The organism is Microbacterium sp. HJ5 (assembly GCF_054824025.1).
On the sequence record NZ_JSYE01000008.1, the window covers coordinates 75613 to 91859 of the forward strand.

Consider the following 16247-nt stretch of genomic DNA (forward strand, 5'->3'; position numbering starts at 1 on the left):
CCGTGCGGGAGAGGACGGGCCGCGGCATCCGGCCCGTCCTTGCTGGCAGACTCGGGGGATGCCCCTCTCGCTGCTCGACGCCGTGCCGCGCGGCGCCGACGACGACGCCGTCTACCTCGGCTTCGTCGAGTGGGCCGCAGACCGTGGACTCACGCTCTACCCCGCCCAGGACGAGGCGGCGATCGAGATCGTCTCGGGCTCGAACGTGATCCTGTCGACGCCGACGGGCACCGGCAAGTCGCTCGTCGCCGTGGCCGCCCACGCGGCCGCGCTCGCCCGCGGCGGGCGCACGTACTACACGGCCCCCATCAAGGCGCTCGTGAGCGAGAAGTTCTTCGCGCTCGTCGACATCTTCGGCGCCGCGAACGTCGGAATGGTCACGGGCGACTCGTCGGTGAACCCCGACGCGCCCATCATCTGCTGCACGGCCGAGATCCTCGCGAACCTCGCGCTGCGTCAAGGAGCGGATGCCGCCGTCGACCAGGTCGTGATGGACGAGTTCCACTACTACGGCGACCCCGACCGCGGGTGGGCGTGGCAGGTGCCGCTGCTGCTGCTGCCCCGCGCCCAGTTCGTGCTCATGTCGGCCACCCTGGGCGACGTCACCGGCATCGCCGACGACCTCTCGCGCCGCACCGGCAGGCCGAGCGCCCGGATCACCGGCGTCGAGCGCCCGGTGCCGCTGCACTTCTCGTACGCGCGCACGCCCGTGCACGAGACTGTCGAGGAGCTGCTGCAGACGAACCAGTCGCCCGTGTACATCGTGCACTTCTCGCAGGCCGCGGCGATGGAGCGGGCGCAAGCCCTGTCGTCGATCCGCGTGGTGTCGCGCGAGCAGCGGGATGCGATCGCCGAGGCGATCGGCGGCTTCCGGTTCACGACGGCCTTCGGGCGCACGCTCTCGCGGTACGTGCGCGCGGGGATCGGCGTGCATCACGCCGGGATGCTGCCCCGCTACCGCCGCCTCGTCGAGACGCTCGCGCAGCGCGGACTGCTGCGGGTGATCTGCGGCACCGACACCCTGGGCGTCGGCATCAACGTGCCGATCCGCACGGTGCTGATCACCGCGCTCGCCAAGTACGACGGACAGCGGATGCGCCAGCTGAGCGCGCGCGAGTTCCACCAGGTCGCCGGGCGCGCGGGCCGGGCCGGGTTCGACACCGCCGGCACCGTCGTAGTGATGGCGCCCGACCACGAGATCGAGAACGCCGCCGCGGTGGCCAAGGCGGGGGACGACCCGAAGAAGCTCAAGAAGGTCGTGCGCAAGAAGGCGCCGCAGGGGTTCGTGAACTGGAGCGAATCGACCTTCGAGCGCCTCGTCGACGCCGAGCCCGAGCCGCTCGTGCCGCAGCTGCAGCTCACCGCCGCGATGCTGATCAACGTGATCGCGCGCGGCGGCGACGTGTTCGGCAATGTGCGGTCGCTCGTGCGCGACAACCACGAGCCCCGCGCCCGGCAGTTCGAGCTCGCCCGGCGCGCGCTGGCGATCTTCCGCACGCTGCTCGCCGCCGACGTGGTCGAAGTAGGGCCCGACGGCACCGTGCGGCTCACCGTCGATCTGCAGCCGAACTTCGCCCTGAATCAGCCGCTCTCCCCGTTCGCCCTCGCCGCGATCGGGCTGCTCGACCCCGAGGACGAGGGCGCGCCTACCGCCGCCGCCGCACGCGCGCACTTCGCAGAATCCGACGAAGATCGCAGGATTTCGCCGGAATCGTCCGAATCCGGCGCGATTCTGCGACGCTCGAGCGCCGAACGCACGAGCGCCGGCACGGGCCACTACGCCCTCGACGTGGTCAGCGTCATCGAGGCGACCCTCGACGACCCGCGGCCGGTGCTGTCGCAGCAGCAGTTCCTCGCCCGCGGCGAGGCGGTCGCCGCGATGAAGCGCGACGGCATCGAGTACGACGAGCGCATGGAGCTGCTCGAGGAGGTCACGTACCCGAAGCCGCTCGAGGAGCTCCTGGCCCAGTCGTACGAGGTCTTCGCGTCGAGCCAGCCGTGGGTGCGCGACTTCGAGCTCAGCCCGAAGTCGGTGGTGCGCGACATGTTCGAGCGCGCCCTGTCGTTCGCCGAGCTGATCAACCACTACCAGCTGGCCCGCAGCGAGGGCCTCGTGCTGCGGTACCTGTCCGACGCGTACCGGGCCATTCGCCAGACGGTGCCCGCCGAGGCGCAGACCGAGTCGCTGCACGACCTCGTCGCGTGGCTCGGCGAGCTGGTGCGGCAGGTCGACTCGAGCCTCGTCGATGAGTGGGAGGCGCTGGTCAACCCGGCCGCCGACCCGGATGCGCCGGTCGTGCCGCCCGCCCCGCCGTCGGTGCTCACCAACCGCCGCGCGTTCCTCGTGCTCGTGCGCAACGAGCTGTTCCGCCGTGTGCAGCTCGCCGCGCTCCAGCGCGACGACGAGCTCGTCGCCCTCGACCCCGACGTCGACTGGCCGGCCGCCCTCGACGCGTACTTCGACGAGCACGACGAGCTGCTGACGGGCGGGTCGGCCCGCTCGCCGCGACTCGTGACGGTCGATGAGGCGGATGCCGCGGCATCCGGTCTCTGGAATGTCGAGCAGACGATCGACGACCCCGAGGGCCACCACGACTGGCGCATCCGCGGAGTCGTCGACCTCGCCGCCTCTGAGGAGGCCGGCACGGCCGTGGTGCGGATCACCGAGGTGGTCCGGCTCTAGCGCAGGGCTGGCCCTCCCCGCGTTCAGTGCCGAGGGGTCGCGAATCACCGGTTTAGGGGCGTCGGGACGGTCATTTGCAACCTCTCGGCACGGGTGAGGGTCGGACGAGGCCGCTCGACCGAGGGCTGTACCGCAACTCCGCCTCGCCCGGCCGGAAGCAGCCGCTGGGGACCGATCCCGGGGCGCCGGCGGAACTCAGGCGGATTTAAGGTACGGGTGAGGGTCGGACGAGGACGGTCAGCCGAGGCTGAACCCGCCGTCCGACGTCAGCACCTGGCCGACCACCCACGCGCCCTCGTCGGTCGCGAGCCAGGCGATGAGGTGCGCGGGATCGGCGGGGCGACCGACGCGGCCGAACGGCGTCGTGCCAATCCATTCCTGGATCTCCTCGAGCGGCCGGTCGGTCGTCTCCGGATCGAGGTATCCGGTGTTGACGGGGCCGGGGTTGATCGTGTTCAGCACGATGCCGAGGTCGAGCAGCTCGGCGGCGACCGTCGGCGTGATCCCGGCGAGCGCCGCCTTGCTGGTCGCGTACGCGACCTCGCCGCGCATCGGGCCGTGGAGCTGGCCCGACGTCATCCAGAAGACACGGCCGACGGGTTCGGCGAAGGGCTCCGAGCGGCCGATGCGCTCGCCCGGCCGCGCGGCGGGACCGTCGGGGCGGTGGAGCGCCGCGAACGCCTTCGTGAGCAGCAGCGTCGAGCGCGCGTTCGAGGCCCAGAACCCGTCGAGCGTCTCGGCGGTCATGTCGAGGACCGACCCGTCGCCGCCGGAGCGCGCGTGGTTGCACACGAGGATGTCGAGACTCCCCGTGAGGGCGCGCGCAGCCGTGATGACGCGGTCGATCTCGGCGGGCTCCTGCAGGTCGGCGTCGAGGTCGCCGAACGCCGCGCCCGGGGTGATCGCGCCGCGAAGCTCGTCCCGAACGGCGTCGAGGTCGTCGCCGCCCCACGGAAGTTCGACGTCGTGGCGCTGGAAGTGGTGGATGAAGACGCTGGCGCCGAGGGCGGCGAAGCGCGAGGCGACGGCGAAGCCGATGCCACGGCGGCGGGAGACGCCGGTGACGAGGGCGGTCTTGCCCTTGAGGGGGAGGGTGGCGGTGGAGGGGAACATGCGATGCCTTTCGGATGCCTCGACCCGGTGGCCCGTCGGTGGGGCGCCGGTCGAGCGGCGCGCTGCGGGGCGCCGGGCTGACGGTGGCGGAAGCAGGTCAACGGCATTGCATAAGCCCGAGGATAGCCGGGCGCGCGCGCTCGCGGATCGCGCGAGGCGGGGTGTGCGTCCGCTCCTCCCCAGAAGCGGGTGGCGGATGCCGCTCCCCACCCTCCCTCGAGCCGCCGACGCCGTCGGGGGGCCGGGCTAACCTGGATCCGATGAGCATTCCGCAGGGCGACCCGTACGCCGACCTCGTGTGGAGCCCCGACGACCTCGCTCCGCCGCCCGAGTTCGACGAGCCGCCCTACTTCGAGCCGCCCGGCCGATTCGCGGCGTCGTCGCCGACCTCGGGCCCCGTTCCCGAGCCGGCTTTCGCTGCGGCGCCGCGCCGCGACTTCGTCGGCTCCGATCCCCGCGCGGTGCTGCACGAGGTCTACGGGTACGACGCGTTCCGCGGCGAGCAGGGCGCGATCGTCGAGCACGTCGTCGCCGGCGGCGATGCCGTGGTGCTCATGCCGACCGGTGGCGGCAAGAGCGTCTGCTACCAGGTGCCGGCGCTGGTGCGGCCCGGCACCGGACTCGTGGTCAGCCCGCTCATCGCCCTCATGCACGATCAGGTCGACGCACTCGTCGCCAACGGCGTGCGCGCCGCCTACCTCAACTCGACGCAGTCGCCGCCCGAGCGCGCGGCGGTCGAGCAGGCCTACCTCGCCGGCGACCTCGACCTGCTCTACGTCGCGCCCGAGCGGCTCAACACCGAGGCCACGCTGCGCTTCCTCGCGCGCGGACGCCTCAGCGTCATCGCGATCGACGAAGCCCACTGCGTCTCGCAGTGGGGCCACGACTTCCGTCCCGACTATCTCGCCCTCGGCGACCTCGCCGACCGCTTCCCCGACGTTCCGCGCCTCGCCCTCACGGCCACGGCGACGCCCGCGACGCATCGCGAGATGACCGAACGCCTGCGCCTGCCCGCCGCGCGGCATTTCGTCGCGAGTTTCGACCGCCCCAACATCCAGTACCGCATCGATGCCAAGACCGACCCGCGCCGGCAGCTCGCGGCGTTCATCCGCTCGCAGCCCGAGGGTGCCGCGGGCATCGTCTATGCCCTCAGTCGCAAGTCGGTCGAGCAGACCGCCGAGTTCCTTCGCACGCAGGGCGTCGACGCCCTGCCGTACCACGCCGGGCTCGAGGCATCCGTCCGCGCGGCGAACCAGTCGAGGTTCCTGCGCGACGACGGCGTCGTCATGGTCGCGACCATCGCTTTCGGCATGGGCATCGACAAGCCCGACGTGCGCTTCGTCGCCCACATCGATCTGCCCAAGTCGGTCGAGGGGTACTACCAGGAGACCGGGCGTGCGGGCCGCGACGGCGAACCCTCCGTCGTCTGGATGGCCTACGGCCTCGGCGACGTCGTGCAGCAGCGCCGCATGATCGATCAGAGTCCCGGCGACCGCGCGTACAAGACGCGCCTGGGGCAGCACCTCGACGCGATGCTCGGCCTGTGCGAGACGATCGGATGCCGCCGCCAGAACCTTCTCGCCTACTTCGGCCAGGACTCGTCTCCGTGCGGAAACTGCGACACGTGCCTCGAGGCGCCCGAGACGTGGGACGGCCTCGTGCCCGCGCAGAAGCTCCTCTCGACGATCGTGCGGCTCCAGCGCGAGCGCGGTCAGGCGTACGGCGCCGGTCACCTCGTCGACATCCTTCGCGGATCCTCCTCCGACCGCATCCGTCAGCAGGGTCATGACGCCCTGTCGACGTACGGGCTCGGGGCCGATCTGTCGGAGCAGGACTGGCGGAGTGTGATCCGGCAGCTGCTGGCGCGCGGCATCCTCCTCTCGCGCGGTGAGTACGGCACCCTCGCACTGGGCGAGCCCGCGGCCGGGGTGCTTCGCGGCGAGACGCCCGTTCCGTTGCGCCGCGATGTGCTCGGCCGCTCGACGACGCCGCGCGTGCGCAAGGTGTCGGCGTCCGACACGCTGGCCGACGGCGATCGCGGATTGTTCGACGCGCTGCGCGAGTGGCGGGCGGGGGTGGCGAAGCAGCTCGGCGTGCCCGCGTACATCGTCTTCGGTGACGCCACGCTGCGCGCGCTCGCCGAGGTGCGTCCCGCCAGCCTCGCAGACCTCGACGGGGTCACCGGTATCGGAGCGAAGAAGCGCGAGGCATACGGCGAGGCCGTGCTCGAGGTCATCGCGGCGGCGTAGCACGCCGGGTCGCGATGGGGACCGCAGGCGAAGCCCGCGCGAATCCGATCCGCGTGCCGTGCCGTCGGCGCTAACCGCCCAGCTCGCGCGAGAAGTAGAAGGCCCGCTCGCCGCTGTCGGGTTGCACGAGATGGAAGCCGTGCCGCTCGTAGAAGCGCATCGTGTCGACGTCGCTCTCGTCGACGTTGATCTCGATGAGCTCGACCCCGCGGGCGGCGCACTCGTCGACCAGCAGTTCGATGAGGGCGCTGCCGATCCCTCGGTCGCGCAGCGCCGGAGCGACATACAGCTCATCCAGCAGCGCGACCGGGCCGTCGAACCAGACGTTCGGTCGCAGGGTGACGAGCGCCGTCGCGCACGCGGGGTGGCCGGCGAGGAGCGCGAACGTCGACGTGTCCGCGAGCAAGCTGCGCAGGCGATCCGCGATCGCGGCCGGTCCCGGCGATTCCGTGTCGAACTCGACATTGAAGTCGTGCAGCAACCGCGCGACGGTGTCGGCGTCGTCGATCGTCGCCCGACGCGCGCGGGCCGAGGCATCGCTCATGACCGTCACTGTACGAGCGGCGGACCTCGAGCGGTAGCGTCGCCGCGCCTCAGGCCGGTGGGAACGACCGGACGCGCTCGACCCGCAGCACGTGGGGCAGGGCCGCGGTGTCGCGTGTGCCGTCGGCCCGCGGGAACTCGTACACCTCGAGCATGAACTGCACGGGATAGTCGATCGACTGGGCCACCGTCTTCACCCAGCGCCCGTCGATGAAGAACCGCACGCGGTCGGGCGTCCACTCGACGGCGTAGTCGTGCATCGCGGTGAGGTCGCCGTCGATGCGCACCTTCTCGAAGTCCTCGCGCAGGCGCGGGTCGTTCTGCGGCTTCACGCCCACCCCCACCCAGCCGCCCGCGTCGTCGAGCTCGCTGCCGAAGATCTCGGCGATGCACAGCTCGCCGCAGTCGTCGGGCTCGGCCTCGAAGCCGATCGGCCAGAACGCGACCATGACATCCGGATGCCGGATCGCACCCATCCGCACCTCGATCACGCCGTGCTGCACGAGCCACCCGCGGTGCTCGGGCTGCTCCTCCGTCACGCGCAGCCCCGCGCGGAACCGGTGCTGGCCGACGCCGCTGCCGAGCGGGCCGGAGCGCTGCCCGGTCTGGATGTGCGACACCCGCAGGTCGGCGTCGAGCGCCGGCGCCCACGGCTCGGTGTCTTCGTCGATGCGCAGCTCGAGCCCGCCCGCGCCGACGGACCACCGTGCGGCCGAGGCATCCTTGGACGACCAATGCGGAGTGTAGAACGGCCACCAGCGCGACTCCTCGAGCGCCGGGCCGTCGAAGCGCTCGTCGACGTCGGGCGTGCGGCCGTCGAGGTCGAGCGGCGAGACGTCGAGCACCCAGGCGTTGTAGGCGAGCTCGCCGCCGCGCCACGGGATCGTCCCGGAGCCGCGCTGCTCGAACCCGGCGCCGCGGCAGAGTGCGTTGGAGCCGGGATTGTCCACCCCCGGATAGGCCACGAGCAGTCGTCGCCGCCCGTCGGCGGCGACGAGGTGCGTCAGCTGCCGCAGCGCCTCGCGCGCCACCCCGCGACCCTGCCACGCCGGCTCGACCGCCCAGCCGGTCTCGAACGCGGGCACGCCCTCGTGGTCGGTCTGCCAGTAGCCGATGCTTCCGGCGGGCACGCCGTCGACGTCGATGCGCAGCATGCACGCCTCGCCCGACGCGTTGAGCCGCAGGTAGCGCTCATGGCGCTCGCGCACCTGATCGTGGGGCTCGGGCCCGCCGAGGTGGGCCGTCATCTCAGGGGTGTTGGCCCGCGTCAGCACGCCCAGGTCACCGTCGTCCCACCGTCGCAGCTCGACCTTCACGCGCCACCCTTCGTTCGGGCCCATTCTCCCCGCCCGGCCCGACATGCTCGCCGAGTTGCCCGTTGCGGCGGGCTCCGGCGCGCGAATCCCCGCCCCAACCGGCAACTCGACGCGCGCCGGCGACGCCGGCCCGCCCCTCAGGGCCGGATCACCCAGACGTTCACGGGAACCGGCGGGCCGCCGTCCTCGGCGGGGAACGCGCCGGTTCCCTCCAGCGTGAACCCGACGCGGCGGCAGAGGGCGTGGGATGCCTCGTTCGCCGCGTTCCCGTAGCCGACGATCGCACGCCCGCCTCCGGCCGCGGTCGCGCGGCGCACGACCTCGCCCAGCGCAGCCGCCGCCACGCCCCGTCCCTGGAACCCGGCCTCGACGACGCATCCGACCTCGTACGCGGGCTCCCCCGCGTGGTCCTGCTCCCACCATCCGGCGTATCCGGCGACCGCGTCGTCGACGACGATGCGGAACATGCGCACGGACTCGCCGCCCGCCAGGTACTCCGCATGACGGGCGATGAGCGCGTCGTCGGTCTCCGGGCCGCCGAGGTAGCGCGTCAGCTCCGGCGTGTTCGCGCGGCGGAGCACGTCGAGGTCGGCATCCGTCCACGGCTCCAGCGTGACCCTCACCTGCGCTCCCTCCGCCTCGGCGCCCCATCGTACGGCCGTCGGATCTCCTGATCTCGCCGAAGCGCCAGCCACCCGACCCACAGGCCACGCGACCCGCCCGGTGTGGAGTGCGCACAACGCGCCACCGACCCGGGGCGCAGAGCAACTGTCGAGAAACGCCAATCGGTTTGAGGACGTGTTGTGGGAGTCCTACCGTCGAAAGTGACTTTCCTGTCCTCCGACACCGAGAGGTGACGCCATGGCCGACGCCGCCGTCCGCTCCCACAAGCCCGCCACCAGCAAGCGCACGCCTGCCGGCGGGGCCCCGACCGCTCCGCACACCGCGGCCGAGGCATCCGATCCCCGCATCGACATCGCCGCGGTCACCGACCTGCTGCTTGGCACATGGGCCGAGACGCGCCGCGAGGCCCGCGAGATGATCAAGGACCCGGCGTTCTGGCGCATCGAGGGCCAGCCGATGCCGGAGCACCGCGAGCGCACCCTCACGCAGCTGCACCTGCTCGTCGAGCACGGCGGCTCGCGCCGCGCCTTCCCCGCCGAGTACGGCGGACACGGCGACAACGGCGCGAACCTCGCCGGGTTCCAGGAGCTCGTGCTCGCCGACCCGAGCCTGCAGATCAAGTCGGGCGTGCAGTGGGGCCTGTTCGGCTCCGCGATCTACCAGCTCGGCACGAAGGAGCACCACGACCGCTGGCTGCCCGGCGTGATCGACATGAGCCTGCCGGGCGCGTTCGCGATGACCGAGACCGGCCACGGGTCGGATGTCGCGGCCATCGGCACCACCGCCACGTACGACGCCGACACCGAGGAGTTCGTGATCCACACGCCGTTCCGCGGCGCGTGGAAGGACTACCTCGGCAACGCCGCCCTGCACGGCAAGGCCGCGACGGTCTTCGCGCAGCTCATCACCGGCGGTGTCAACTACGGCGTGCACTGCTTCTTCGTGCCCCTGCGCGACGAGGACGGCGCCTTCCTGCCCGGTATCGGCGGCGAGGACGACGGCGTCAAGGGCGGGCTCAACGGCATCGACAACGGCCGCCTCCACTTCGACCAGGTGCGCGTCCCCCGCACGAACCTTCTCAACCGCTACGGCGACGTCGCCGCCGACGGGTCGTACTCGTCCGACATCCCGAGCCCTGGCCGCCGCTTCTTCACGATGCTCGGCGCCCTCGTGCAGGGTCGCGTGTCGCTCGACGGCGCGGCGACGACGGGCACCGCCCTCGCGCTGCACATCGCCCTGACCTACGCGAACCAGCGCCGCCAGTTCGACTCCGGCGCCGGCACGGCCGAGGTCGTCCTGCTCGACTACGGCAAGCACCAGCGCCGCCTGCTGCCGCTGCTCGCGCAGAACTACGCGCAGTTCTTCGCCCACGACGAGCTGCTCCAGAAGTACGACGGCGTCTTCTCGGGGCGCTCCGACACGGCGGAGGAGCGCGAAGACCTCGAGCCCCTCGCCGCCGCGCTCAAGCCGTTGTCGACCTGGAACGCCCTCGACACGATCCAGGAGGCGCGCGAGGCGTGCGGCGGTGCGGGCTTCCTCGCCGAGAACCGCATTGTGGGCCTCCACCAGGACCTCGATGTGTACGTCACGTTCGAAGGCGACAACAACGTGCTCCTGCAGCTGGTCGGCAAGCGGCTGCTGGCCGACTTCGCCAAGCAGTTCAAGGGTGCGGATACTGCGACCCTCGCCCGCTTCGCGGCTCGCCAGACCGCCGGCAAGCTGTTCCACGGAGCGGGCCTGCGCCAGCTCGGCCAGTCCGTCGCCGACCTGGGATCGACCGCGCGCTCGGTCGAGCTCGGCCTGCGCGAGGACCAGCAGCACGACCTGCTCGCCGGCCGCGTGCAGCAGATGGTGGCGGATGTCGCCGCCGCGCTGCGCCCGACCTCGAAGCTGTCGCCCGCCGAGGCGGCCGCGCGGTTCAACAGCCACCAGGCCGAACTGATCGAGGCGGCGCGCGCGCACGGCGAGCTGCTCCAGTGGGAGGCGTTCACCGACGGCATCCGCCGCATCGAGGACGCCGGCACCCGTCACGTCCTCACGTGGCTGCGCGACCTCTTCGGACTGCACCTCATCGAGAAGCACCTCGCGTGGTACCTCATCAACGGACGCCTGTCGGCCCAGCGCGCAGCGTCGGTCTCGCGCTACATCGACCGCCTGGCCGCCCGCCTGCGTCCGCACGCGCAGGACCTCGTCGACGCCTACGGCTTCGCCCCGGAGCACGTGCGTGCCCCCATCGCCTCGGGAGCCGAGCTCGAGCGTCAGAACGAGGCGCGCGAGCACTACGCCGCGCTCGCCGCGTCGGGGCAGGCGCCGGTGTCGGAGAAGTCGCTCAAGAAGAAATAGGAGCCGGATGCCGCGACCCGCGGCCCTGGACGCGAGAACGCCTCCCCGGTGCACCGGGGAGGCGTTCTGCGTCGAGACGTCAGTTCAGCGTGAACTCGATCGTCCGGGCGTTGCCGGCGACGTCGAAGACGACGAGCGTGTTGACGCCCTGCACCGCGCCGAAGACGCCCGGCTTCACGAAGTTGACGTCGGACCACTTGTCGTCGGACAGGTCCTTGACCTTGCCGTTGAGCTCGATCCGGTCGATCTTGCCGGCGTCCGAGAGCTTGAAGCTCACGAGGTCGTAGCCCGCGGCGTCGCCGCGCGTGAAGGCCGTGCCGTTCTTGACGGTCGCGACCGGCGCCGTCGCGTCGAGCGACACGTCGAAGGTGCGGGTCTTCGAGGTGTTGCCGGCGAGGTCCTGCGCGTTGTACTTGATCGTGTAGTCGCCGTCGGGCAGCGCGACGGTCGCGGCGTGCGTACCGGCGAGGGCCCCGCCGATCGCCGACTGGGTGCTCTCGACGAGCTTGCCGCCCTTGTAGACGTTGGCCACGATCCGCTGCAGCCCGCGGTCGTCGGACGCGTCCACCTGGATCTGCAGGGCCCGCAGCGGCCCGGCGGAAGCCGGCGAGACGAGGGTCGTCTCGGGTCGGGTGGTGTCGGGCAGCTGCTCGAGCACGACCGAGAATCCGGCGCTGAAGAAGTAGAGCGGCACGTCGGTCGACGACACCCAGTAGGCGCCGTCACGCTCCGTGACCGTGAGCGGGATGTCGGGGTAGCTCAGCGGGGCGCTGCCGGTGGCGGCCGTCACCGACGCGACGCGGTACCCGGCGGGGGCGGCGATCTTCATGCCGAGGTCGCCCGGCAGGTGGCGCACGCCGGTGTAGCCGACGAGGGCTTCGTAGCCGCCGACGAGCCCGGCGTACTCCGACCCCGTGAACCATTCGCCGCCCGAGCCGAACGAGATCGAGGCGCCGCTCACGGGGCTGCCGTCCGCGTACGCGACCTCGGCGACGATCCCCAGCGCGGTCATGCCGATGACGCGCTCCCCGGTGCCCTCGCCGATGACCAGGTCGAGGGCGCCCTGCGGCCCGAAGTACTCGCGCGTCGCGAGGCGCTCGATGTCGGCCGAGCTCTGCGCGCCCGTCGCGTCGAAGAAGACCTCGTTCGCCGGGTTGTTGGGGTGCGAGAGATAGAGCGTGGCGGGCCCCACGGGCACGCCTGCGAAGCGGTACTTGCCGTCGGCGTCGGCGCTGAGGTACCAGCGCTTGCCGTTCACGTCGACGAGCTGCGCCGGCGACGAGCTGTTGAGGCGGTCGGCGTCGCCGCCCGTCGTGGTCTTCGACGGGTCGAACACGCCGTCGGCGTAGCGGTCGTCGAAGCGCGTGACAGTGAGCGCTCCCGTGGCCTCGGTCTCGTCGGCCAGCGCGGGCAGCGGCGCGGCCACGATCGCCGCGGCGACGCCCGCCGCGGCCAGTCCGAAGGTGGTTGCAGATCGCATGGTTGATTCCCCAGTTCGTAGGTCGGGTGGTGGTGGCGAGGAGTCGGGTGGTCCCGCGCTCTCGACGCTAGATCGGGCCATGACGGCTCCCGGACCGGATCGGCCGATGTTCACCGAGCCGTCAGACGCTCGTCATCGGGGGCCGGAGGGGCGGGCGGATGCCGCGCTGTCGGGGCGGGCTCGTAGGCTGGCGCGATGACCACCGACGTTCGCATCGGCCCCGACGGCATCGCGCGGTGCGCGTGGGTGGGCGACGACGCGGAGTACCGCCGCTACCACGACGAGGAATGGGGCCGCCCGCTGCACGGCGACCGCGCGCTCTTCGAGAAGATGAGCCTCGAGGGCTTCCAGGCGGGGCTGTCGTGGATCACGATCCTGCGCAAGCGTCCGCGGTTCCGAGAGGTGTTCGCCGGGTTCGAGCCCGAGGTCGTCGCGGCGTTCGGCGAGACCGACGTCGAGCGGCTCATGCTCGATGCGGGGATCATCCGCAACCGCGCGAAGATCCTCGCGACGATCTCCAACGCGCAGCTCGTGACCGGGATGGCGGAGGGCGCGCTCGATGCGTTCATGTGGTCGTTCGCGCCCGCGACGTGGCCGCGGCCGACGTCGTTCGCCGAGGTCGCCGCGACGACCGCCGAGTCCGACGCGATGAGCAAGGCTCTCCGCAAGCGCGGATTCCGGTTCGTCGGCTCGACGACGATGTACGCGCTGATGCAGTCGTCCGGCATGGTCGACGACCACGTCCACGGGTGCTGGCGCGCGATCTGAGCGGCGTCGGCCGACCTGGGCCCGAGGTGGGGGATTCTCCCCATCGCCGCGCCGTCGGCACGCCCCTAGGCTCGGCGGCGACGCGATGAGACGGGGGAGCCGATGACCGATGTCGACCTTGATCTGACCTCGCTGCGGCTCGCTCGCAGTCGCGTCGCATCCGCGCTCGACACGTTCCGCAGCGCCGACCGGGTGGGCGACGATCTCGCCGACCTGACGGGCGAGCATCGCCTCGCACGGAGGGTGCGCGACTTCGCCGGCAACTGGGATCGCAATCGCGCCCAGCTCGAGGAGCAGCTCGTCGCCGTGCGCGACCGGCTCGATGCGATCGCCGAGACGATGACCGACCTCGACCGGTCGATGGGCGACGGCGTGACGATCGGCGGGTCGGCGCCATGACCTCCGGGCTGGCGATCGAGTTCGAGGACCTCTTCGAGGGGCGCCCTGCCGACCTGGAGTCACGCGCCCGCCGGCTCCAGACGACGGCCGATGCCATCTCGCGCGCCGCCGACGCGCTGCGCGATCTCGTCGACGACCAGCGCAGCCGGGCGACCGATGCGCTCGACGAGTCGGCGGTCGAGGCATCCGCCGGTCTGCGCCGCGCCCGCAGGCGGTACGGGGGCACCGCCACCGCGCTGACCGCCTACGCGGTCGAGCTCGGCCCGATCCAGGCCACCGCACGGGCAGCCGTCGACGATGCCGACTTCCACCAGGCCCGGTCGCACCGGCTGCAGGGCGACCTCGACGACCTGCGCAATGACATCACGCGCGCCGAGGCGGAGGGCTCGTCGCCCGACGCGCTGTACGACGAACTGTGGTCGGCGAGCGAGGGCGCCGCGTACTCCGCGGGTCGGGTCGAGGAGGCGCGCCGCACCCTCAACCAGGCGCGGCAGGACATCTGGGATGCCGCGGACCGCGCGATCGACGCGATCGAGACCGCCATCGAGAACGGCGCAGATTCGTTCGGCGACGACTGGGACCAGTTCTGGGACGGGGTCGGCGACTTCTTGTCGATGGTCGGGGAGTGGGCGTCGCAGGTGCTGTCGGTCGTGGTCGACGCCCTGCAGGAGCTGCTGAGCGCACTGGTCTCAGCGCTGGTCGTCGCGCTGCTGCTCGTCGTCGGCCTGCTGCTGGTGGGTCTCGTCTTCGTCGCGCTCGGTGTCATCGGGCTTCTCGTGCTCGGCGCCGTGCTCGCCATCGCGCTGCTCGCCCTCGCGATCGGCGAGGCGCTCGGCCGGCCGCAGCAGCGTCGCGGCGACACGACGAGCACGGCCCCGACGGGCGACGACGAGGCCGACGCGCTCGCCGACGGTGCGGAGGCTCGCGACTACCAGGACCTCATGGACCAGCTCGCGCTGCAGGACAGCCAGGCCAACGAGGCTGCGACGCAGATCCGGGTCGTGGCGATCCGCAACGCGGACGGCGAGATCGTCTCGTGGCGCGTGCAGCTGCCCAGCACGCAGAACTGGAATCCGCTGAACACCGACGGGGCGCTCAACGACGCGCGCACCGATGCGATGCTGTCGCTGTTCCCCGGTGTGCCCACCCAGTACGAGCAGGCCGTGTGGGACGCCATGACCCAGGCCGGCGTCTTCGAGAGCGACGCCCCCATCATGTTCACCGGCTGGTCGCTCGGAGGGATGATGGCCGGCGAGCTCGCCACGAACCCTCGCGTCGCCGACCGCGTCGAGTCCGTCTTCACCGCAGGCTCGGCGATCGACAAGCACTACAGCGACATGCCGCCCGATGTGCGGGTGACGCAGATCAACAACGGCATCGATCCCGTGCACACCCTCGAGTTCCTCGGCCTCGACCCGATCGACTACGTGCGGTTCGACGGCGACTGGCAGACCTACCGTCCGCTGACGTGGCCGATGCACGACGCCGGCATGTATGGTGCGGAGGCGGAGCGCTACCTGCCCGAGCCCCGGCCAGGAGACGGCATCTTCTTCGCCGAAGAAGGCTCGGGCTCCTATGAAGAGACGTATATCGCCGAGTACACGCGAGGTTCATGATGCGACGGATGCGGGCACTGGTGGCGGGCGGCGTGGTCGTCGGCCTGCTGGCGATGGCGGGCTGCGCGGCCCGCCCCGACCTCTCCGGCCTCGAAGACGACCTCGGGCAGGTCGACGGCGTCAACGGCGCGATCGTGTGGACGACGCATCCCGGCGCCCCCTGGAACACGCAGGTCAACGTGACGCTGTTCCTCGACGAGGCGTCCTCCGACGCGGTGATCGATGCTGCGCGCGCCGCCGGCCCGGTGCTCGCCGCCGACCCGTCCGCCTCGCGGCATGACGTGACGATCGCGTTCGCCGACGCCCAGCGTGCCGATTACACGCGCGACAGCATCTCGTCGGCCCCCTCGGTCACCGTGATGCCCGAGGTGTACGAGGAGCTAGGGCTCCAGGACACCGGTGCGCACATGATCCTCATCCGCGCGGGAGGGCTCGGCCCGATCGCCGACGCCGGATGACGGCGTCGGTCACCGCGCCCCGGCTGACCTTCCAGCTGCCCGGGCGATGGCTCGCGCTCGACCCGCGAGCCGAGGACGAGGCATCCGCTCGCATCGATCAGGTGGTGCGCGAGCTCGCCGGTCCGGCCGACGACGCCGCGATCGCGCGGCGTCGCCTCCGGGCGGGATTCCAGCGGGCGGTCGACGCGGCGCGGGATGCCTCGGCCCACGCGCTCTTCCTGTGCATCGAGGTCGTTCCCGGCCTCTCGACGCCCGCGTCGCTGACGGTCCACGCGCCCGCCGGCATGCGCATGAGTCCCGCGATCGGCACCTCGCCCGACGCCGTGCTCGGTGTGCTGCAGGAGAGCCTCAGTGCTATCGGCGCGGACGGCGCTGCCACTGCGCAGCGCCTCGACGGCCCGCGCGCGAGCATGCTGCGCATCGACCGGCTGCACGAGGACACCGTCGAGGAGGACGGCGCCACGGCCGTGGCAACGCGCCTCGAGGCCGAGTACTGGTTCGCGGTTCCGGGGTCGAAGCAGGTCGTGCTCGCGAGCTTCGCGACCCCCCTGGGCGAGCTGCGCCACGCGATGCTCAGCCTCTTCGACTCGATCGCGCTCGCCGCGTCGTTCGGTCCGGAGCCGCCCGCGGAATGATCCCGCGGCGGCGCGCGTTC

13 protein-coding genes are annotated in these 16247 nt (G+C 71.8%); 8 read left to right on the plus strand and 5 right to left on the minus strand.

Annotation, left to right across the window (positions count from 1 at the left end):
* The first annotated feature begins 58 nt into the window (after positions 1-58).
* Entirely contained in the window at positions 59-2683 is a 2625-nt protein-coding gene (locus tag OB08_RS03665; RefSeq protein ID WP_461472219.1) for a DEAD/DEAH box helicase, read from the plus strand.
* A gap of 237 nt (positions 2684-2920) precedes the next feature.
* Here OB08_RS03665 and OB08_RS03670 read toward each other — a convergent pair whose 3' ends face one another.
* Entirely contained in the window at positions 2921-3796 is an 876-nt protein-coding gene (locus OB08_RS03670) for an SDR family oxidoreductase (protein WP_461472221.1), read from the minus strand.
* A 260-nt stretch (positions 3797-4056) separates the two neighbouring features.
* Between OB08_RS03670 and recQ the strand changes: the two genes are divergently transcribed.
* Positions 4057-6045, plus strand: coding sequence for a DNA helicase RecQ (recQ, locus tag OB08_RS03675; RefSeq protein ID WP_461472223.1), 1989 nt, complete (start codon positions 4057-4059; stop codon positions 6043-6045).
* A gap of 70 nt (positions 6046-6115) precedes the next feature.
* On the opposite strand, the gene OB08_RS03680 is transcribed toward recQ, so the two are convergent.
* From OB08_RS03680 to OB08_RS03690, 3 genes are all read right to left on the minus strand, one after another.
* Positions 6116-6589 (minus strand): GNAT family N-acetyltransferase, encoded by a 474-nt coding sequence (locus tag OB08_RS03680; RefSeq protein WP_461472225.1) that lies wholly within the window; start codon positions 6587-6589, stop codon positions 6116-6118.
* 49 nt (positions 6590-6638) lie between these two features.
* Positions 6639-7904 (minus strand): GNAT family N-acetyltransferase, encoded by a 1266-nt coding sequence (locus tag OB08_RS03685; RefSeq protein WP_461472227.1) that lies wholly within the window; start codon positions 7902-7904, stop codon positions 6639-6641.
* A 137-nt stretch (positions 7905-8041) separates the two neighbouring features.
* Positions 8042-8527 carry a GNAT family N-acetyltransferase gene (locus OB08_RS03690; RefSeq protein ID WP_461472229.1) on the minus strand — a complete coding sequence of 162 codons (486 nt, stop codon included), beginning with the start codon at positions 8525-8527 and terminating at the stop codon, positions 8042-8044.
* Positions 8528-8765: 238 nt separating this feature from the next.
* On the opposite strand from OB08_RS03690, the gene OB08_RS03695 reads away from it, so the two are divergent.
* Positions 8766-10871, plus strand: coding sequence for an acyl-CoA dehydrogenase family protein (locus OB08_RS03695; protein WP_461472231.1), 2106 nt, complete (start codon positions 8766-8768; stop codon positions 10869-10871).
* Positions 10872-10950: 79 nt separating this feature from the next.
* Here the strand turns inward: OB08_RS03695 and OB08_RS03700 are convergent, their stop codons facing one another.
* Positions 10951-12351 (minus strand): Ig-like domain-containing protein, encoded by a 1401-nt coding sequence (locus OB08_RS03700; RefSeq protein WP_461472233.1) that lies wholly within the window; start codon positions 12349-12351, stop codon positions 10951-10953.
* A 195-nt stretch (positions 12352-12546) separates the two neighbouring features.
* Here OB08_RS03700 and OB08_RS03705 point away from each other — a divergent pair, with 195 nt between their 5' ends.
* From OB08_RS03705 to OB08_RS03725, 5 genes are all read left to right on the plus strand, one after another.
* Positions 12547-13119 (plus strand): DNA-3-methyladenine glycosylase I, encoded by a 573-nt coding sequence (locus OB08_RS03705; RefSeq protein WP_461472235.1) that lies wholly within the window; start codon positions 12547-12549, stop codon positions 13117-13119.
* 102 nt (positions 13120-13221) lie between these two features.
* Positions 13222-13518, plus strand: coding sequence for a hypothetical protein (locus OB08_RS03710; protein WP_461472237.1), 297 nt, complete (start codon positions 13222-13224; stop codon positions 13516-13518).
* Complete coding sequence (locus tag OB08_RS03715; protein ID WP_461472239.1) at positions 13515-15134, plus strand: hypothetical protein; 1620 nt, start codon at positions 13515-13517, stop codon at positions 15132-15134. Before OB08_RS03710 ends, OB08_RS03715 begins: the two co-directional genes overlap by 4 nt.
* An 8-nt stretch (positions 15135-15142) precedes the next feature.
* On the plus strand, positions 15143-15592 hold the full coding sequence (locus tag OB08_RS03720) for a hypothetical protein (protein ID WP_461472241.1): 450 nt from the start codon (positions 15143-15145) through the stop codon (positions 15590-15592).
* Positions 15589-16227, plus strand: coding sequence for a hypothetical protein (locus OB08_RS03725; RefSeq protein ID WP_461472243.1), 639 nt, complete (start codon positions 15589-15591; stop codon positions 16225-16227). Before OB08_RS03720 ends, OB08_RS03725 begins: the two co-directional genes overlap by 4 nt.
* Positions 16228-16247: the final 20 nt, after the last annotated feature.